This is a genomic window from Roseibium sp., from assembly GCF_965276855.1.
In the GTDB taxonomy this organism is placed as follows: Bacteria; Pseudomonadota; Alphaproteobacteria; order Rhizobiales; family Stappiaceae; genus Roseibium.
Map to the genome: position 1 here is coordinate 1,724,378 of NZ_OZ255700.1, position 19,461 is coordinate 1,743,838.

At 55.5% G+C, this 19,461-nt stretch carries 20 protein-coding genes and 1 riboswitch; of the genes, 11 read left to right on the forward strand and 9 right to left on the reverse strand.

Annotated features, from left to right (window positions below; translation table 11 throughout):
• Positions 1-95 precede the first annotated feature (95 nt).
• The 4 genes from ACQY4Z_RS07875 to groL all read left to right on the forward strand — a co-directional run bounded on the left by ACQY4Z_RS07875 (position 96) and on the right by groL (position 4,560).
• Positions 96-1,586 (forward strand): sigma-54 dependent transcriptional regulator, encoded by a 1,491-nt coding sequence (locus ACQY4Z_RS07875; RefSeq protein ID WP_428528173.1) that lies wholly within the window; start codon positions 96-98, stop codon positions 1,584-1,586.
• A gap of 109 nt (positions 1,587-1,695) precedes the next feature.
• On the forward strand, positions 1,696-2,271 hold the full coding sequence (locus ACQY4Z_RS07880; RefSeq protein ID WP_428528175.1) for a hypothetical protein: 576 nt from the start codon (positions 1,696-1,698) through the stop codon (positions 2,269-2,271).
• Between the two features lie 302 nt (positions 2,272-2,573).
• A complete protein-coding gene (groES, locus tag ACQY4Z_RS07885; protein WP_141188295.1) occupies positions 2,574-2,861 on the forward strand; it encodes a co-chaperone GroES in 288 nt (95 codons plus the stop codon).
• A 55-nt stretch (positions 2,862-2,916) separates the two neighbouring features.
• Positions 2,917-4,560: a chaperonin GroEL gene (gene groL, locus ACQY4Z_RS07890; RefSeq protein ID WP_428528177.1), complete on the forward strand. Its 1,644-nt coding sequence runs from the start codon at positions 2,917-2,919 to the stop codon at positions 4,558-4,560.
• A 386-nt stretch (positions 4,561-4,946) separates the two neighbouring features.
• Here the strand turns inward: groL and ACQY4Z_RS07895 are convergent, their stop codons facing one another.
• Positions 4,947-6,647: a methyl-accepting chemotaxis protein gene (locus ACQY4Z_RS07895; RefSeq protein ID WP_428528179.1), complete on the reverse strand. Its 1,701-nt coding sequence runs from the start codon at positions 6,645-6,647 to the stop codon at positions 4,947-4,949.
• Positions 6,648-6,737: 90 nt separating this feature from the next.
• Complete coding sequence (locus ACQY4Z_RS07900; protein WP_428528181.1) at positions 6,738-7,196, reverse strand: cache domain-containing protein; 459 nt, start codon at positions 7,194-7,196, stop codon at positions 6,738-6,740.
• Between the two features lie 642 nt (positions 7,197-7,838).
• Here ACQY4Z_RS07900 and ACQY4Z_RS07905 point away from each other — a divergent pair.
• The 6 genes from ACQY4Z_RS07905 to ACQY4Z_RS07930 all read left to right on the forward strand — a co-directional run bounded on the left by ACQY4Z_RS07905 (position 7,839) and on the right by ACQY4Z_RS07930 (position 12,905).
• A complete protein-coding gene (locus ACQY4Z_RS07905; protein WP_428528183.1) occupies positions 7,839-8,051 on the forward strand; it encodes a SlyX family protein in 213 nt (70 codons plus the stop codon).
• Between the two features lie 199 nt (positions 8,052-8,250).
• The gene (locus tag ACQY4Z_RS07910) at positions 8,251-9,252 is read left to right on the forward strand and encodes an NADP-dependent oxidoreductase (protein WP_428528185.1); all 1,002 of its coding nucleotides are present in this window, start codon (positions 8,251-8,253) and stop codon (positions 9,250-9,252) included.
• 165 nt (positions 9,253-9,417) lie between these two features.
• Positions 9,418-10,434 (forward strand): efflux RND transporter periplasmic adaptor subunit, encoded by a 1,017-nt coding sequence (locus ACQY4Z_RS07915; protein ID WP_428528187.1) that lies wholly within the window; start codon positions 9,418-9,420, stop codon positions 10,432-10,434.
• Positions 10,431-11,669 carry an ABC transporter permease gene (locus tag ACQY4Z_RS07920; protein WP_428528189.1) on the forward strand — a complete coding sequence of 413 codons (1,239 nt, stop codon included), beginning with the start codon at positions 10,431-10,433 and terminating at the stop codon, positions 11,667-11,669. The genes ACQY4Z_RS07915 and ACQY4Z_RS07920 overlap by 4 nt, the downstream gene beginning before the upstream one ends.
• 1 nt (position 11,670) lies before the next feature.
• Positions 11,671-12,384 (forward strand): ABC transporter ATP-binding protein, encoded by a 714-nt coding sequence (locus ACQY4Z_RS07925; protein WP_428528191.1) that lies wholly within the window; start codon positions 11,671-11,673, stop codon positions 12,382-12,384.
• Between the two features lie 60 nt (positions 12,385-12,444).
• Positions 12,445-12,568: riboswitch (SAM-I-IV-variant riboswitch) on the forward strand.
• Positions 12,569-12,608: 40 nt separating this feature from the next.
• Positions 12,609-12,905 carry a hypothetical protein gene (locus ACQY4Z_RS07930; protein ID WP_209172628.1) on the forward strand — a complete coding sequence of 99 codons (297 nt, stop codon included), beginning with the start codon at positions 12,609-12,611 and terminating at the stop codon, positions 12,903-12,905.
• Here the strand turns inward: ACQY4Z_RS07930 and ACQY4Z_RS07935 are convergent, their stop codons facing one another.
• The 3 genes from ACQY4Z_RS07935 to ACQY4Z_RS07945 all read right to left on the reverse strand — a co-directional run bounded on the left by ACQY4Z_RS07935 (position 12,906) and on the right by ACQY4Z_RS07945 (position 14,197).
• Positions 12,906-13,262, reverse strand: coding sequence for an acyl-CoA thioesterase (locus ACQY4Z_RS07935; RefSeq protein ID WP_133949632.1), 357 nt, complete (start codon positions 13,260-13,262; stop codon positions 12,906-12,908).
• A 230-nt stretch (positions 13,263-13,492) separates the two neighbouring features.
• Positions 13,493-13,711: a hypothetical protein gene (locus ACQY4Z_RS07940; protein ID WP_133948456.1), complete on the reverse strand. Its 219-nt coding sequence runs from the start codon at positions 13,709-13,711 to the stop codon at positions 13,493-13,495.
• Positions 13,712-13,723: 12 nt separating this feature from the next.
• Positions 13,724-14,197 carry a group III truncated hemoglobin gene (locus ACQY4Z_RS07945; protein ID WP_428528194.1) on the reverse strand — a complete coding sequence of 158 codons (474 nt, stop codon included), beginning with the start codon at positions 14,195-14,197 and terminating at the stop codon, positions 13,724-13,726.
• Positions 14,198-14,269: 72 nt separating this feature from the next.
• On the opposite strand from ACQY4Z_RS07945, the gene ACQY4Z_RS07950 reads away from it, so the two are divergent.
• The gene (locus ACQY4Z_RS07950) at positions 14,270-14,704 is read left to right on the forward strand and encodes an RrF2 family transcriptional regulator (RefSeq protein WP_209179344.1); all 435 of its coding nucleotides are present in this window, start codon (positions 14,270-14,272) and stop codon (positions 14,702-14,704) included.
• 16 nt (positions 14,705-14,720) lie between these two features.
• Here the strand turns inward: ACQY4Z_RS07950 and ACQY4Z_RS07955 are convergent, their stop codons facing one another.
• From ACQY4Z_RS07955 to ACQY4Z_RS07970, 4 genes are all read right to left on the reverse strand, one after another.
• Positions 14,721-15,410: a Crp/Fnr family transcriptional regulator gene (locus ACQY4Z_RS07955; protein ID WP_008195708.1), complete on the reverse strand. Its 690-nt coding sequence runs from the start codon at positions 15,408-15,410 to the stop codon at positions 14,721-14,723.
• Between the two features lie 207 nt (positions 15,411-15,617).
• The gene (locus ACQY4Z_RS07960) at positions 15,618-16,415 is read right to left on the reverse strand and encodes a ChbG/HpnK family deacetylase (protein WP_428528197.1); all 798 of its coding nucleotides are present in this window, start codon (positions 16,413-16,415) and stop codon (positions 15,618-15,620) included.
• 102 nt (positions 16,416-16,517) lie between these two features.
• Entirely contained in the window at positions 16,518-18,017 is a 1,500-nt protein-coding gene (locus ACQY4Z_RS07965; protein WP_428528199.1) for an ArnT family glycosyltransferase, read from the reverse strand.
• 7 nt (positions 18,018-18,024) lie between these two features.
• A complete protein-coding gene (locus ACQY4Z_RS07970) occupies positions 18,025-19,185 on the reverse strand; it encodes a glycosyltransferase (protein ID WP_428528201.1) in 1,161 nt (386 codons plus the stop codon).
• Positions 19,186-19,461 lie beyond the last annotated feature (276 nt).

The window sequence follows — 19,461 nt, forward strand, 5'->3', positions numbered from 1 at the left end:
ACAACGCTTTGTTTACCCTGTTTGGCGAATTATCCCATTAGTCAATCTTTCGAGCCCCGAAGGATTATGACCGAAGCGATGGGAGTTGCCCTGCGATGGGGAGTAAAGAGGGCAAGACTTTGCCTGTGATTGTACGCGTTTTAGACGCATCGGCGTCTGAAGCAGCCCGCACCTCGGCAGTTTGCGGAAGGTTATCTGCCGAATGTTCTGAACCGATCCTCTACACAGACACCGCTCCTTGCCTGCAAGACTTGGCTGACAAAACAACCGACATACTCATCATTGATCTCGAGACGATTGGCGGCGACGAAGCACTCGAAGCTTACGCAGTGCGCTGCCCCAAGGCTGTTATACTTGCGGTCTCTTCCATGGGTTCTGTTTCCCGCGCCGTCAGTGCAATGCGTGCCGGGGCGCACGATTTTCTGACCAAACCGTTTTCCTTGGATGCACTCGCATCGAAAATCACATTCCAGCTGCAACAACGCCGGCCTGTGCCGAAACCGTGCCAAAAGACGGCAGATCGGGCCGTCCAGGTCGAGGCCGTTAGCCAGGATAACCTGCCTGCGACACGTAGTATTCCTGAGCCGAAACAAGCTTTGGGTCTCGACAGGCTGCTCGGCACATCCGCCGCGATGCTGGATATTCACGATCAGGTGCGCCGCATGGCACCATCGCAGGCACCTGTTTTCATTACCGGTGAATCTGGAACCGGCAAAGAGCTGTGTGCTGCCGCGGTGCACGAACTGTCCGACCGCAGCAACGGCCGTTTTGTGACCCTGAATTGTGCAGCCATTCCCCGGGATCTGATCGAGAGCGAAATCTTCGGTTATGTCCGGGGCGCTTTCACCGGGGCTGCGGACAACCGAACCGGCGCGGCAGAACAAGCCGATGGCGGCACGCTGTTCCTTGATGAGATCGGCGAAATGGATCTGCTGTTGCAGAGCAAGCTGCTGCGTTTTTTACAAACGGGCACGTTCCAGCGACTTGGCGACACCGCAAGCCGCAAAGTCGATGCCCGGATCATATGCGCGACCAACCGGGACCCGTTGACGGAAATCACGGCCGGCCGGTTCCGCGAGGATCTCTACTACCGCCTTCATGTGCTGCCTGTACACTTACCTTCATTGAGGGAGCGGCGGGACGATATCCTTCCGTTGGCAGAGGCTTTTCTGAAACGCTACTCCAGTGAAGAACGGCGCAATTTCCGCGGATTTGACGCGGATGCAGAAGCCCGGATCGTCTCCTACGGCTGGCCGGGCAACGTGCGCCAACTGGAGAATACAATCCGCCAGATCGTTGTGATGAACGATGGCGCCGCAGTCACCCATGACATGCTGCCTCTGGTCATTCGCGATGCTCTGACGCGTCCGAACGGAGTTATCGACCTGTCCCGCGAGCGGTCCCGCGCAGCTCCGGCCAGCCGGCCCTTCGGTGCAATCGAACCTCTTTGGGCTCAAGAGCGGCGGATCATTGAAGATGCCCTGGATGCGTTTGATGGGAACATAGCCATGGCCGCTGCGGCACTCGAGATCAGCCCGTCTACGATCTATCGCAAAAAACAATCCTGGTCTGCCCGCAGCCTTTAACCGGCTATATTTACCGCAACGCACACATTTCCTTGTTTCTTGGCGGCGCTCGGTCTATATCGGCAAAATCGCTAAGAAAAGACAAGATCTAAGGGCGGCGGGGATTTATATGACGAAGCAGGCTAGCCGGTTAAAGCTTGGGCGGAATTCAACTTCTCTTGCATTGGTGTTTGGTATATTCGCGGCGGCAGGCACTGCCTTTGCTCAAACGCCGGATTTCCCATCACCCTCGCCAGCTTTCACCGAAGCCCTGACCGCATTCGATGCGGCCTGGACTGCCGATGGTCTCGCTTTTTCGACCGTAACTTTCACTGATGGTCCGGGCAGCGGGTACGGAAAGTACACTGCGCGCGCGAACAATACGTTTTCTTCGGGGGATACGATTGCTCTTTATGCCGAGCCCGTAGGTTACGCGTTCGAACAGTCGCAAGACGGTTACACTTACAAACTCGCCGCCAGCTATCGCCTGCTCAACCCATCTGGTCAGGTCTTGAGCGAGCAATCCGATTTCGCAGAATTCACTGGCACAACCCGGTCCAAGCAACGCCAGCTTTCCGCCAGCCTGTCTTTTCAGTTCGATGGTTTGCCCGCTGGAGACTATGAACTCGAAGCCAGTTTTGCGGATCAAACCGGCAATCAGACCGCCAGCTTCAAACTGCCGTTTACCGTTCAAACTGCCAACTGATCCGCCAGCAAAGGGCGGCGGAAACCGCTCGCAAATCAAGCGGATACAGTCCTGACTTCGACGCGGGGAATGGCAAGCGTTAACAGTGCGCTACTGATGTGCCGAGTCCGGTCAGAAAATCTTCCGTCCGCCATTGACAAGCCCCCTCCCGATACATAAATCCTTGGGCGCTGTTAGCACTCGCCACAAGGGAGTGCTAATTGCGGATGGGAGGGGTAATCTCTCCTGTTCTCAGTAACCCAATAATCATGTCTCGCGCGCTGCCTATTGCGTGGGGCGCGCTCATGAGAGGAAACAGTCTTATGGCATTTCGTCCACTTCACGACCGTGTCGTAGTTCGCCGCGTCGACTCCGAAGAGAAGACCGCTGGTGGCATCATCATCCCGGACACCGCTAAGGAAAAGCCGCAAGAAGGCGAAATCGTTGCTGTTGGCAACGGCGCCCGTGACGACTCCGGCAACATTGTTGCCCTGGACGTCAAAGCTGGCGACCGCGTTCTGTTCGGCAAGTGGTCCGGCACCGAAGTCAAGATCGACGGTGAAGATCTCTTGATCATGAAGGAATCCGACATCATGGGTGTGATCGCTTAATCAGCGAACCGCTTTTGTCCGACTTCAAACTCAACAATTTAGGTGAGACGACCCTATGTCTGCTAAAGAAGTAAAGTTCTCCTCCGACGCACGTGAGAAAATGCTCCGTGGTGTCGATACCCTTGCAAACGCCGTTAAGGTGACCCTTGGCCCGAAAGGCCGCAACGTCGTTCTCGACAAAGCCTTCGGTGCTCCGCGCATCACCAAGGACGGTGTCTCCGTTGCCAAGGAAATCGAACTGGAAGACAAGTTCGAAAACATGGGCGCACAGATGGTGCGCGAAGTTGCCTCCAAGACCAACGACATCGCTGGTGACGGCACGACCACCGCAACCGTTCTGGCACAGGCCATCGTCAAAGAAGGCGCAAAGGCTGTTGCTGCCGGAATGAACCCGATGGACCTGAAGCGCGGTGTTGACCTTGCTGCAGCTGAAGCCGTCAAGTCCCTTGAAGCTGCTTCCAAGACCATCACGACGTCTGAAGAAGTTGCTCAGGTTGGCACCATCTCTGCCAACGGCGACGTGCAGGTTGGTCAGGACATTGCAGAAGCCATGCAGAAAGTTGGCAACGAAGGTGTGATCACCGTCGAAGAAGCCAAGTCTCTGGAAACCGAGCTGGAAGTCGTTGAAGGCATGCAGTTCGACCGCGGCTACCTGTCTCCGTACTTCGTCACCAACGCTGACAAGATGCTGGCTGACCTGGAAAAGCCGTACATCCTGCTGCACGAGAAAAAACTCTCCAACCTGCAGGCCATGCTGCCGATCCTCGAAGCTGTTGTTCAGTCTTCCCGTCCGCTGCTCATCATTGCAGAGGATGTTGAAGGCGAAGCTCTGGCAACTCTCGTTGTCAACAAGCTGCGCGGCGGCCTGAAAATCGCAGCTGTAAAGGCACCGGGCTTCGGCGACCGCCGCAAGGCCATGCTGGAAGACATCGCGATCCTTACCGGCGGCACCGTGATCTCCGAAGACCTCGGCATCAAGCTGGAAAACGTAACCCTCGATATGCTCGGCACCGCTGAGAAAGTCGCGATCACCAAGGAAACCACCACCATCGTCGATGGCGCTGGCTCCAAGGACGACATCAACGGCCGCGTTGGTCAGATCAAGGCTCAGATCGAAGAAACCACTTCCGATTACGACCGTGAAAAACTGCAAGAGCGTCTGGCGAAACTCGCTGGCGGTGTTGCTGTGATCCGTGTTGGCGGTGCGACCGAAATCGAAGTGAAAGAGAAAAAAGACCGCGTTGATGATGCTCTGAACGCAACCCGCGCTGCGGTTGAAGAAGGCATTGTCCCGGGTGGTGGTACGGCTCTGCTGCGTGCGAAGAAAGCTGTCGAAGGCCTGGCTTCTGACAACGCTGATATTGCTGCCGGGATCAAGATCGTCCTGCGCGCTCTGGAAGCTCCGATCCGTCAGATCTCCGAGAACGCTGGTGTTGAAGGCTCCATCGTTGTTGGCAAGATCCAGGAAAACGGCGACGACACCTTCGGTTTCAACGCTCAGACCGAAGAATTCGTCAACATGATCGAAGCTGGTATCATTGACCCGACCAAGGTTGTCCGTACTGCCCTGCAGGACGCAGCTTCTGTCGCAGGTCTCCTGATCACCACCGAAGCCATGGTTGCTGAGCTGCCGAAGAAAGACGCAGCACCGGCAATGCCGGGCGGCGACATGGGCGGCATGGGCGGCATGGGCTTCTAAGAAGTCTCAGCTCAAAAAGCTTTGCGGAAAGGGCGGCTCTCGGGCCGCCCTTTTTGTTTCTAAAACCGCCCATCATTTTGATTGTGTCGCTGTGCGGCACGGGAGGCAGCATGGGCTTCCAAGAAGCCTCAGCTCACAAAGTCTTACGGAAAGGGCGGCCCCAGGCCGCCCTTTTGCACACTACAATGGGCCACTCACCAAAGTTTCTTTGTGCCGATTTGCAGCTAGGGAGTTCCAAGTCAAGGCAGCTTCATTGGGACCGACAACCATCGCAATTCCGGACGGATTTGTCCTGGAATGGTTGCCGGGAGAAGTCTGATGAAAAAGAAATGGCGGCCTGTATGACAACCGCCTTTCTCATTGTGATGTATTTGAAAAAGCCTTATTTAGGCGGCGCGGACCTGACCGAGGAAGTCCTCAACCTGGGTACGCAAGGTCCTGGCGTGATCCGACAGATCGACAGCCACTTCAAGAACTTCCTTGGCCGCATTGCCGGTGTCTGATGCCGCCTGGGCGACGTCATTGATCGTGTGCCCGACCTCGGCGGTGCCGGAGGCCGCCTGTTGCGTGCTGGCAGCGATTTCACGCGTTGCGATGCCCTGTTCGTTCATGGCGCCCGAAATCGTATCCGAGATATCCTTGATTTGCCCAATGGTCTGGCTGATGGACTGGATCGCCTCGACGGCCTCTCCCGTTGCCGACTGCATGCCGGAGATCTGCGCACCGATTTCTTCGGTCGCCTTGGCCGTCTGGGTTGCAAGGTTTTTCACCTCCGAGGCAACAACAGCGAACCCCTTGCCAGCCTCCCCGGCCCTTGCGGCCTCAATGGTTGCATTGAGTGCCAGCAAATTGGTCTGCTCTGCGATCCCGCTGATCAGTTCGATCACTTCTCCAATCTTGCTTGCCGCGTCGGCCAGGCCCCGGACGGAGTCGTTGGACCGTTCGGCTTCCGCATTGGCCTGGTTGGAGATATCCGCAGATTCAGCAACCTGCCGATTGATCTCCCCGATGGAAGCCGACATTTCTTCCGCCGCAGAAGCCGCAGTCTGCACGTTCTGTGATGCGTTTTCCGCAGAAGATGCCACGGTGGAGGCCTGTTGCTGGGTCTGCTCCGCAACGGACGACATGGATTGGGCGGTCGATTGCATGCGGGTCGAGGAATCCGTAACGGTATCGACGATCCCCATCAACGCCGTCTCAAACTGATCGGCAAGGGCGTTCATCGAAGCCCGCTTTTCTTCCGCTGCCAGGCGCTCGCGCTCGATTTTCTCCTGTTCAAGCTGCTCCACTTCGAGAGCGTTCTCACGGAAGACGGCAAGGGCGCGTGACATCTGCCCGATCTCGTCGCGACGGTCCGTCGCCGGAACATCCACGTCAGAGTTTCCATCGGCAAGTGCGGTCATCGAGCCAATGATCTGGACAATCGGACGGGAAATCATGCGGGAGATAAACCAGTTCGCAACCAGCCCGACGAGAGCAACAAGACCCACTGTCAGCAAAAACAATTGCATGGCCTCTTGCGCGCCGCTGAGTGTCGCGTCCGTGGCCTCAACCCGCAGACCGTCGACAACGGTCTTCAGCTTGTCAACGTCATCTACGAGTATGGCGTGAAGCTGAGTCGCATCGTTCATAAAGATACTTGCTGTCGCGACATCAAGAGTTGCCATGTCTGCTGTCCCGAGGGCCGACTCTGAGTATTTTTTGGCGTTGTCGACCGCGCCGGCCTGGAGTTGGGCAAGGTCCGTATTGTTCAGCTTGCTTAAATCCAACTCTTCGAAATCAGTCACGATCGCCTTGAGCTGCGCGGTCGATTGCTCGAACTTGGCATTGATTTTGTCCATGTCCGATTCATTTTGAGCGGTCGTCATCAGGTCATAGAGCGACAGTTGAGCGCCTGAGAGGTTTTCCTTGACGCGGTTCATATCCGCAAAGGCCTTGATCTGGACATGGCTCAGATTTTCAACCGCAGCACGCTGCTGATCGATCGCCAAGAACGAAATGACGGAAACAATTCCCAATCCCACCAACAGGATGACCGGCGTGACGAACATCTTTTTTGCTAAGGCAAGGTTGGCGAACCAGTTCATTTTTCCATCCAATATTTATTTTGATTGACGGCCGATGGCCCATAGGGCCATCGACAAATTCAGTAAGGTGAAATGAAGCGCGCAGACGCCTTATTTGTAGATGCCAACGCCGCAGATGTGGTCACCAGCGGATTTAACGACCGAAGACTTCGGCTCGATTTTCTTGGACACCGGGTTCGGCCAACGATAGTCAACCCAGCCACCACCAGATTTGCCTGTGCTCACAAGTTCCATCACGAACTCTTTGCCATCAGCATCTTTTAGGCCCGACAGGTCACGGCCAATTAGTTTTGCGTTGGCACCGTGAGCGACCGTCACACCTGCATCATCGAAACAAAAAACGTAGAGATCCCGATCTTGCCAACCCTTGTCGGTTGCAGAGAAATCTGCGAGTGCCGTATCCGCCCCAGCCGACTGATAGTGAGCCACGGCTTTGTCGAGCATTGCCGTCGCCTCATCTGCTGTGCCGCGGTCACTCGCGAATGCAGTGGTGGCACCAGCTATGGAAAGTCCGGTAATCAGGAGTACCGCAATTTTTGATTTGATCATTCCCTATCTCCTCCTGAGACGTCATCAAAGATGCTCCCAACAGAAGAGAGAAAACCTAATATTCGGATAATGGAATAAATCGGACTTGATCCTCACCAAGTAACCAAAAGCAATTTTTGATTTATAGATCGTTTTTCATACAACTTTATTTAATTATTTATATTGCACTGCAGCATTTTCTCCTAACGACACCTCGCCTATTCATAAATTTACTTATATACTATTTTTGGTTGCAACTTTGACGACATATAGATCCGTGTCAAATCAGGTCGCCTGAGCATATTGCTCACCGGAGATCATTTGTTATCCTTACAAAAAGAGCTCCCTGCCCACTCAATGGCAACTTGAGAACCATTCCCACCCAAGACTCAGCCGGATCATCTCTGACCCTACGGCACAACCGGTATCGGTGTTTCGATTTTCTTTCAGCTTATTGATCCTGCATGTCAAATCGGCATCAGCTTCGTCGCCCAAGTCGATATTTAAATCCGAAACTTTTTGTCGCAGGCCGATCTATTCTGAAAGACTAGAATCATTCGCCACATCGCAATCTGGTTCCGTCAAATGACAGATTCGTTTGCTGTCAGTTGGGAATGCCACTAGACAGTGACCCAAGCTTTTTGATGCAAAGAGACCTTCCTAATGAGCGCCGATTTGAACAGTAGGCTCGAAAAACTTGAGATCGACCTTGCTCACGCCAATCATACGATTGATGAGCTCAATGGCGTTGTCGTTGAGCAAGGGAAACAGATTGACCGGCTGGCCCGAAAACTCCTCAACATGACCGATCAGGTCGAAGAGTTGATTGAAAACGTGTTGCCTGGTCACCAGGTCGAAAAACCACCGCATTACTGACCGGCATCATGACTGGCATCAGTGCGGTTATTCGAACTCGAATTTCCTGAAAGCAATTCTTCTCTCGGTCAGTCGCCCTCCGCGGTGACAACAGCGGAACACGCAAAGGCACGTTCTTGCCCCTTGCGCCCTCCCCAATGGTTCGCTTACGTATAATGCGGTGCATATACACATTGTGAGTTAAACCAAGGACATTGAGATGCAGAACCTGCGCTTGACCCTGAAATCCCGTCCAGAAGGAAGACTTGGACCGGAGCACTTCGACCGTGTCGAAGAAGACATGGGACCTCTGGCAGATGGCAAGGCGCGCATTCGTGTCGTTTATGTCTCCCTGGACCCTGCCATGCGCGGCTGGGTGTCGCCGGACACAAAGAGCTACATCCCGCCTGTCCAATTGGGCGAGACGATGAGATCTCTCGGCGTCGGCATTGTCGAGGAAAGCAAGTCTGATGCCTACAAGGTCGGCGATTGGGTGTCAGGAACGCCCGGGTGGACCGAGTATGTTGACGTAGCTCCCGGCGAAATCAGCGTCGTGCCGCAAATGGACCGGATTGAGCACTATATGGGCGTCCTTGGCCTTCCGGGGGTCACCGCCTATCAGGGCCTGGTCATTGAGGGTCAACCGAAGGAAGGCGAAACGCTCTGTGTAACCGGAGCCGCCGGGTCGGTTGGCTCTCTGGTCGGCCAGATCGGCAAGGCGCTCGGCTTGCGCGTGATCGGTATTGCGGGGACACAGGAAAAGTGTGACTGGCTGACCAAGGACCTCGGCTTTGACGCAGCCCTCAACTACAAGACCGATGATCTGAGCAAAGGGCTTGCCGAGTTCGCTCCGGACGGCATCAACCTGCATTTCGAGAATGTCGGTGGTGCGCCCTTCAAGGCAGCCTTCCGCAATATGGCCGCGCATGGCCGCATGATCTTCTGTGGGTTCATTTCCGCTTACAACGGCGATGTCGACCCTGATCCACTTGATATGACAACCATCATCCGGCGGCGTTTGATGCTCAAGGGCTTCACCATGCCGGACCATTATGCGTCCTATCCGATGCTGTTTTCAGAACTCAGCAAACTCATGATGCAAGGCAAACTCAAGTACCGGCTTCATGTTGAAGAAGGGCTGGAAAACGCACCAGTCGTCTTCAACAAGCTGTTTGATGGCAGCAATACAGGCAAGCTGGTGGTCAAGGTCTCGTACCTCTGATTATCCTTTACTTTTGAGAATATCGCCGGTGGAGTAATCCGCCGGCTTTTCTGTTTCTGAGCAGGGTTGAGAGACTAAATTCCTCGTGAAATCTGTCGATTGATCCACCGCATGGCGGGCCTCGTCAAACGGACTAGTTTGGCCGGATACGAAACAGGTAGTGCCATGCGATACTTCCGCTATTTGCTCATATTTGCCGCTCTCGGTGCGGCTTTTTCAGCATGGAGCTGGTGGTCTGCCAGACCTCCGAAGGTAACCGTCACTGAAGCGTTTATTGGATCGGCTGCGGACGTTGTTTATGCGACGGCCGTGGTCGAACCGGTCAACTGGGCGAAGGTCACGTCCATTTTACGGGAACGCATCGTATCCTTGTGCGGCTGTGAGGGCATGGTCGTGCAAAAGGGCGATCAACTGGCCGAGCTCGACAGCGGCGATGCGCGGGCCGCACTTGCGGAATTGGAAGCCCGCCAATCCCTAGCGAAATCTGAGAGTGAGCGGGCGTTGCAGCTGCTGGAGCGCCGGGTCATCAGCCAGCATCTTTATGACCGCGCGCAGAGCGAGCTTATCCAGGTCAATGCCGTCATAGCCGCGCAAACAGAACGTCTGCGGGACTACAAGATCGTCGCGCCAATGGATGGCGTCGTTTTGCGGCAGGACGGGTCTGTCGGCGAGGTCGCTGAACCCGGTGACATCCTGTTCTGGATCGGCCAGCCCAAACCCTTGCAACTTGTCGCAGAGGTGAATGAAGAGGACATTCCAAAAGTCGCTGCGGGCCAAACAGCGTTGGTTCGTGCGGACGCCTTTCCGGGGCAAGACCTCACTGCGACCGTTGCCCGGATTACGCCCAAAGGCGATCCGATTTTGAAGAACTATCGCGTCTATCTGGATCTTCCAAAGGACACGCCGCTTCACATCGGCATGACCACCGAAATCAACATAGTCACCCTTGAAAAGCCGGAAACGGTGCTCATACCGGTGGCCGCTCTCGATGGTCAGCGGCTTCAGACTGTTTCCAGCAGCAACACCGTTGAGACCATAGTGGTCGAAACAGGAATTACCGGAACCCGCGCTGTCGAAATTCTCGACGGCCTTGCTGACGGAGATGCTGTTCTCCTGCCGTTTCGCGACGATCTCTCTGATGGCCAGAAGGTTGAGCCGGTGGCCGAGGGCACGCCAGAATGATCCTTCAGCTCCGCATCGCTGCGACCCATGTGCGCAACAGGCTCCGGCAAACGGTGGTCTCCACGCTTGGTGTTGCACTCGGTGTTGGGTTTTCCATTGCCATGGCCGCCCTCATGGAGGGCTCTCAACGAGACTTCATGGCAACCTTAATCGACGCCATTCCGCATGTGGAGATCAAGGATGATAAGCGGACGCCAACAGCCCAACCGGCCAGCTCCGTTTATGATGCTGTTGCCTTTCGCGGTTTGCGGCCGTTGGAGGACTTGCGTGGGATCCGCAATCCAACGGAAGCGTTAGCGTCGCTGCGAGATTGGGTTGACGGCGACATCGCCCAGCGCCTGGCGGGTCAGGCTGTGTTGCGCTACAGCGGTCAGGACATTGGCATGACGCTGATTGGTGTCCGCCCAAAGCAGGAACTTCTCGTGTCCAACATTGGCGAGGACATCCGGGAGGGGGCCTTTGAGGACCTCGGTACAACCTCCAACGGATTGGTTCTAGGCGACAAGGCAGCCGCACGGCTTGGCGCTGACCTTGGAGACACAGTCACGCTGACCTCAGCAAACGGGGTCGCGAAACGGTTCAAGATTGTCGGCCTGTTCCATACCGGGATCACCACCAGCGACGAAAGCCTCGCCTATGCGCCTCTCAAAGCCGTCCAGATCCTTCTGGAAAAACCTGACATCATCAATGCCATCACGATCCGGCTGAGAAACATCGATGAAGCCGTCGCAGTTGCTGCAAGGGCCGAGCGGCAATTGGGCTACAAGGCGATTTCCTGGGAAGAAGCCAATGAAGGGCTGATGGAGGCTTTCGTTGTCCGAAACGTGATCATGTTCACCGCTGTCGGTGGTATTCTTCTGGTCGCCGGGTTCGGGATCTACAACATCATCTCAACGATCGTGCACGAAAAGGTCCGGGACATTGCCATCCTGAAATCGCTGGGGTTTCCGGAACCCGACATCCAGCAGATTTTCGTCCTGGAAGGTTTGGTGATTGGTGTTCTCGGAGCACTTGTCGGGTCTGCACTTGGATTTGGATTGTCGAGTTATCTTGCAACAATCAAATTCGAGGTCACCACTGACATCGAAATGACCCGTCTGCCGATATACTTTTCTCATGTGCATTACATGATTGCGAGTGGCCTAGCGCTTCTGTCAGCGGGCATTGCCGGTTTTGTGCCGGCCAGAAAAGCCGCCGCGCTCAATCCTGTCGACATCATCCGGGGCGCGACCTGACATGAGTGTTGCCCCAATCCCAGCCACCCCTGCCCCACTTTTGGAGACGCGAGGCTTGACCCGCATTCTTCCAGCCGTAGTTCCGGTCACCCTTGTAGAGGACATCTCGTTTTCGATCGGCTCATCGGAGTTCGTCGCAATTACCGGCCCATCGGGCTCCGGTAAATCGTCTCTATTGTATCTGCTTGGACTCCTGGATCGGCCGACGGAGGGCGAAGTCCTGATTGGCGGCCGCAAGACTCACGATCTATCGAAGTCCGAAATGGCTCACTTGCGGCTGGAAAAGATCGGCTTTGTCTTCCAGTTCCACTTTCTCTTGCCGGAATTCACCGCTCTGGAAAACGTGATGATTCCAATGCAAAAACTTGGCGCTCTTGCTGCAGCTGAGCAAAAAGACCGCGCGGCAGGTCTCTTGGAAGATCTCGGTCTGGAAGACTTTTTGCACCGGCAACCTGCTCAATTGTCCGGCGGGCAGCGTCAACGCGTCGCCGTTGCAAGAGCGCTTGCCAACGCGCCGGACCTGATCCTTGCAGACGAGCCGACCGGCAGTCTCGATTCTGTCGCGACAGAGCAGGTATTTATGTCGCTTCAATCAATTGTCGATCAGCAAAAGACCACAGTGATAGCCGTTACGCACGACATGGATATTGCCGGCCGAATGCAGAGGCGGATTCATCTGGTCGATGGCAAAATCGACTATGACCGCAATCAATAACCGTTGGAGTTCTTCGGTTCTTGGATGACTTGCCAAAAAACGGAACTCATGGCATAAGCCCGCCATCATCAAGAGAAGGGCTGGCGCCCTCGCCAACCTGCCGACCGGGCAAGGTGGTTTCCGCAACAGGGATGCGGCCGTCCAGACACTCAAAAGAGGCTGCGCGGCAACGAAGCGGTAGTTTTCATGCGCCAGTCCTCCTCGGGCAACCGATGGAGGATTTTTTGTTTCAAGATGCGCTGGCCGGACAAGCGGCCGAGTTGATCAGATACCAGGACGCCGAAGAGGCCGATCAGACAGCGGCCGAGATCTGGCAATCTACCGCGGAAGATTGTGTGCTGGCCCGCATGAAGACCATTCGGGTGTATGGCGGACTGCCACGCCACAAACGCCGGTTGACCCAGCATGAGCGGGTCGACCGCTTACAGGCATTGTTGCGCCTTTGGGCCAATGGCTGCATTTGCGCGGTCGATGAAGAGCTGTTTGCGGACCTGCTGGCGCGCAGATCCTTGCGCGCCTGATTACTGTGGAGCCGGAGTGTCCTTGGGGACTGGACGTGGCTTGCCTTGGTCATCAACGGCGACCATCGTGAAAATCGCTTCGGTGACTTTTTCCCGGCCGCCGAAACGGTGGCGCAAAGCCCAGGCTTCCAGTTTGATTTCCATGGAGCTTGTCCCGACGCGGCCGACGCTTGTGTAAACACACAAGACGTCTCCGACATGGACCGGGCGGATGAATTTCATCTTGTCGACTGCGATCGTGACAACGCGGCCCTGCGCTCTTTGCCCGGCGGCAATCCCACCGGCGAGATCCATCTGAGAAAGTACCCACCCGCCAAAGATATCACCAGATGCATTGGTGTCGGCCGGCATTGCCATTGTCCGGAGGGTCAGTTCTCCTTGCGGTGTTTCTTCACTCAAAGCGGTCGCTCCAGTTTCGTGTTTTACCGAGCCTAGCCCAACCGCTTCAAAACACAACGCTATCAATCAGATAATCAGCATCAGAATGGCCATGATCCAAAGCGGCATTGGTGCTGCAATCCAGATCAAGAGGATGGGTAAGACACGTTGTGTCCATTTTGCACTGAACATTGGTGTCTCCTGTAAACTCAGAACATAGGGATTTCATAATAGGTCAGTGCCGCTAATGCGGTCATTCCGACTGCAAAGGCGAGTTTGGCGCTGCCAATCAACGTTCGCCCCGCCACATCGAGGCGTGGCAAAGGCATGGATCTGGAATCCAGATACATGGACACCATCATTCCGATGAAGACCGCGAACCACAAAACAACCAGACCTTCGGCCACCAATACGATTGCCGGTAACATGAGCCCCTCCTATCAGGCTTGTTCAGTAAAAAGTTCCGCCGGCGGTGTACTGCCGACAAATCCGAACGTTGCGAGCCACAGGCTCTGAGCAATCCGTTCGGCAATGGCGATGATCTCTTCGGCAACGTCTGGAACAAAAATCTCGCGTGCTACCGGCCGGAATACGTCGAGCCAGTCGCCATAATCCGAGCTGACCACTTCCTTTAGTTTCAGGTGTTCCGGAACCGGCTTGCCTTTGTAGGTCCCGTTTTTCAGGAGAACGGACTGCCAAAACCGTTCCATCTTCTCAAGGTGCTCCGGCCAACGCCCTCCGAGACGCGTTTCAAAGATCTCACCGAGATGCGGTTGCTGGCGCAAAGTCCCATAGAATGAATGCACAAGGATCCGGATCGTCTCGGGAGTAACCTCGGCGTATTGCTCCTTGCAAGCTCCGTCGGAGCGGAAGACAGCACCGCCTGTTTCCTGTGGTGTTCGTTTAATTTGCATCGCAACCTCATAACATTCATCTAAAATGTATCTTTTAAATGGCAGAAGTCCACGCTAAAATCAACATATAAAATGAATGTTTTGAAAGTTCTGGAAATGCGCCTCAGTCAAGCCAGTGATTTTGCCTTAAGACTCCTGATGGCAATCAGCCAATCAGATGCACCGCAGACAGTGGACAAGCTGACCGCGCAACTTGGCCTGGCGAAATCCCATGTCATGAAAATCGTGGCTCAACTTGCCAAGGCCGGCTACCTGGAAACGACCCGGGGCCGTGGCGGCGGGATCCGCATTGCCAAAGAGGCAGATGACATCCGCATTGGCGATGTGGTGAGGCTGATTGAACCGGATCTTGGCGTGGTCGCGTGCCTCAAGGATGAACCGGCAAGCTGCCCGTTTTTACCGCGCTGCGCGCTTAAGGGCGCAATGGCAAGGGCGGCGGAGGCGTTCCTCGACAGCCTGAATGAACAAACGCTTGGTTCGATCCTGGCCGGCACGCAGAAGATATGAAGGCTTGGTGTCCTGACTAAAGTGTCGAAGCTTGTTCCAGGAAATCAACCTGTTCCAGGCAATAGTAGCCGGAGATCCGGCTGATCGTTCCAGAGCGCTTCCAATCGTTCAGGACCCGACTGACATTCTCACGGGCAGCTCCGGCCATGTTGGCAATGTCAGCCTGACTGAGCTTGTAGTGGATGAGGACGCGGCCATCATCGAGAGGCTTGCCGAACGTTTCGGCCAGCTGCAGCAATGTCTGCGCGACACGTCCTGGAAGCGGCAGGAAAGAACGCGCCGCCAGGACGTCGTTGGCATGGCGCAAACGTTTACCGACGATGGACAGCATGTGGCGGTAGACGGCGGGGTTTTCATCGGCGAACCGCTCAAAGGCGGACTTTTCAATGAATGCCAGCTGCGCTTCTTTCAAAACGCTGACCGTTGCAGACCGGGGACGGCCATCCAGCAAGGCAAGCTCACCAACCAGATCGCCTGGTCCGAGAACCGCAAGCAACTGCTCATCCCCATCAACTGACAGGATCGACACCTTCAAAGAGCCCTCCAGAACAGCATAACAGCCGTTTCCAGGGTCCCCGTTTTCGAAAAGAGTGGCATTGGCAGCCATTTTTATCGGGCGGGCGAGTTTTGACAGCCCGAGCGCCAATTCCGAATCAAGCCCTTGTAAAGAAAAGCTGTTTTTCAGAAAATCATCGATCTTTGCCACACCTGCCCCCTGCAGACATTGCCGTCAAACCGGCCAATTTCGAAATACGCGCATTGTTGTGATGTGCATCACGTGCCCATGCGCAAACTACCCCTATATTGAAAAACATGGAAGCGGGGTTGCCCCTCCCCCTCTTCCGGACCTCCACGAAAAACGGCTCTGTTCCCCCCCAGAGCCGTTTTTTCGTTTTAAGGGCAATCCAAACTTTCAGTTCAGGAAAACATCCTTTTTTTCCAGCGTGTGAAAGAAACGGTCACTCGCCAGGACATCATACTGACACTCCCGGATCGCGATCTTGGCTTTGGGTTCCTCCCGACGCAGCCGATCATCAGCTTTTCCAGGAATAGCGGCTACAAAGCTCATGTCTGCCATCCCGTCAAAATGATTGTGCAGAAGACGGTGCAGTTCTTCCCTGTCACTGACCTCAGGCAGCGGATCTGCTTTCGGCAAGAATTTCAGATCGTAGGGCTTCGCCAAGCGCTGAAGCCGGAGGGTTTTCAGGCCCGACCGCACCGGAGAAATGATATGCGGCGGCGTATCAAATCCCGCGTGTCCGATTGCCTTGAAAACTGTTCGGGCCACACTGCTGCGCGCCAGCATCCCGTCTCGAACGGCAACGAAGTCCGGCTGCCGCTTCATCAAGACCGTGTAGCGGCCCAGTTGCGCCAGCGTTTCTTCCAGCAGCAGCTCATCGGGGAGAAGCCGCAAAAGCGCCAGGCGGTTCATCTTCGAACGGGAAAACATGCGATCGCCGTAGGTTTGATGCATCCGGCTGCTGATGGGCGATACCCTGTCGCCGGTAAAGGCCAGCGTGATCCCGAAAAGGGTGCGTGAACTTGAGGCCTTGACGGTTTCGATCAGCGGCCGGAATTCCCGCGGCCACAGTTCCGTCGCAACGAGCGCACCAAGCGCACTGATACGCCCTTGCTCGGCGAGATCACGCAGTGCGCGGTCAACCCCGAATGCAAGTCCGTAGTCTAAGGCTCCAAGCGTAATTCTTTTCATGCAGCGCGGTAAGGATACATAAGAAACGACACGCTCCTCCCTGCAAAACTTCGTAGAGTTTTGCAAGTCTTATCGTGACATCCGTCACTTATTGAGTCGGTGTTACTTGGTCTCTAACGGATCAAGAGCAGCCGTTTCCCGGCCTGAGAGCCTGTACACCACCAGCTCTTCCAACGGCACACCCTTCACCAATCTCTTCAAAGTCGCGACCTGCTCTACGGTTTCAAACCGGGCCTTGAGGACATCCGCTTGGTCGCGGCGGCTTTCAGCAACATACAGCCCGGTGCCATCAAAATCGCCTTCTTGCGGCTCTGGCGCCATGATGTAGCGGATCCGCTGGGTAAACTGGTAAACCGGCACCGTGTCTTTCATGAGAAAGTCGATTTGACCGTTAAGGCCATAACCGGAGGTCAGAACAAAGGCTGCGTCCGTCTTACCGACCACGTCTTTCAGAGCCGAGCCGATTTCCGGCCATCCGCGCAGCTGATGGGTCGGGTCTTTTCGCGCGAACTGCCCTGTAAAGGCCGAGACCGCATGGAGCTGAACGGCGAACGCAATCACAAGACCAAGGCAGACTCCGGTTGTGGCAAGCTTGACCCAGTTTCGCGAGCGGCCTTGAAGATCGCCTACAAAGACCGCTGCCATCAATGCAATGACAGGAAACAGTGGCGCTGGCCAGTTGGCCTGCACGCGCGAGTGCAGCGAGTGATAGGCAAGATAAATCACAAACGGCATCACGGTCAGGATGATCAGGGAGGCAATCACATCCTGTTTCAAAAAGCGGCCGAACAAACGGCCTGCGCCAAACGCTGCCAAAAGAGCGATTAACGGATTGAGCAGACCGACAAACGCGCCGATAAACTCAAAGATGTACTTGGCGGTATACCCATCACTGCCGGCCCGCCCGAACTGTTTGTAGAAGCTGACCCAGTCGTGCAGATGGTTCCAGTAGAGCACCGGCGCGAACGTCAGGACCGCAATCAATCCACCGGCCCAGAGCTGCCAGGTTAACAGCCAGCGGCGGGCGTCCGGAACCCACAAGAGCCACAGCACGATCCCGGCCCCGAGAAACAAAACCGAGTATTTCGACAAGAGCCCGCACCCGGCCATCAACCCGACAACCAACCACCAGTTCGCGTTTTTGGAAGTGATAAGCTCGGCCAGCGCCCAAAAACTCAAGCCCCAAAACAGGACCGATGGGGCATCCGGTGTAGCAAGAATTCCGCCAATACCGACCAGCAAGCTGGTGTTCAAGAACAGGACTGCCCAACCGGCGACGCGGGCATCAAACAGGATGGAGGCCGTCCGCCAAAGTGCCAGCGATCCGATAAGGCCGGAAAAGATAACCAATGCCCGCACCGCAAACACGGTGTCTCCAAAAATGAATTGCCCCGCTGCAATCCACCAGCCGATCATCGGCGGATGATCATAGTAGCTGAGCGCCGGAAAAAGTCCCCAGATCCGGTAGTAGGCTTCGTCCTCGACAAAATGCGCGTGGCTCGCGGCAAAAACTTTGAGAGCCATCAGGGCCACAACAACCAGCACAAGTCCGGCTGGCCGAAGAAAATAGGGCAAGTCTTCAGAGCTGTGTGCGTTTGTCACGAATGCCTCAGCTTTTCCGCCAGGTCAGTGCGGAACTTGCCGCATAGTTCCAGACAGCACCCATGATCGCACCTGCAGCGCCCGCAAACCACCAGTACGCCGGATCAGCATATATGAGGTTGGCGACACCGACATTTGCCAGAACGCCGACAGAACACACTGCATAGAAGGTCAAGAGACCGATCAGCGCTCCAAGACCGCGCAGACGCCGGTCCCGGTAGGTCAGCTGGTTGTTCAGGAAAAAGTTCGACGTCATCGCAACAAAGGATGCCGCGGTCTGTGACATATTGAAACTCATGTCTGACAGCAGGAACACACGCAAGGCTGCCAAGTGAACAACAAGGCCGCTGGCACCGACAAGGCCGAACATCAGGAAGCGGACAGAGACGATGTCGCCGAAATATTTGGCGAGCAGGAGCCCGAAATAGTCGAGCGTAACCAGGGTGTCGAGCTTGCTTTCGCCGTGCTGGCGCTCGCGGAACGTGAACGGCAGTTCCTTTATCTTCAATGTGCCTGCTGCGGACGACACTAGATCAAGCAAGATCTTGAAGCCTTGCGGCGACAGTTTCGGGGCCAGCTCTTCGGCTTTTTCCCGGCGCACCATGAAAAACCCGCTCATGGGATCGCTGAGCGTTACATTCAAAAGCTTCTGCGCCAGCCCGTTGGCGATGTTGGACCCCCAAGCCCGGACCTTGGACAGTCCTTCGCCGACGGTTCCGCCCTCCACTTTCCGGCTTGCCACCACAAGGTCGATGTCATCTGACTTGATCTCGGAAAGCATCTTGGGCAGCAACGTCTCGTCATGCTGCAGGTCAGCATCCATCACAGCGACATAAGGCGCGGAAGAGGCAAGGATCCCCTCAATACAGGCCCCGGACAGTCCGCGCCGGCCAATACGCCGGATCACACGCACGCGCGGATCACTTAGAGCCAGCTTCCGGGCAATTTCTGTAGTGCCATCCGGGGAATTGTCGTCAACGACGATCGCCTCCCAGGCAGTCCCGGCAAGCGCCTTGTCCAACAGGCCAATGAGGATTGGAATGTTCTCAGCCTCGTTGAAGCTTGGCAAAATGATGCTAAGCTCAGCGGGCAATGCTTCGCGTTTCCAAGAACGCGGTGCGCTGGTCTCTCCGCCCTGATCACCCACCAGGTTCACGACGCCGTCCATAGTTGTTCCAATTCCAGGCCTGACAGATCCAGACGCTTACTTTGAGAGCGCCGGGTCTCACTCGCGCGGACCATAGCCCGGCGCAGATTAAATACAAGAAAGAACGCACCTACCGCCCTGTCTCAAACAGCGGCAATCGGGACGGCATTCCGTTGCCGTCCTTTTAGCCCGGACTGTGATGCAAACAAGGCATGGCGCGGCCTTTTTTCATCTCGGTTAAGATGACTGTGTTTTGCGGGTCAGCACGATCTGCTCCCGCGCTTGCTCTCAGAACCG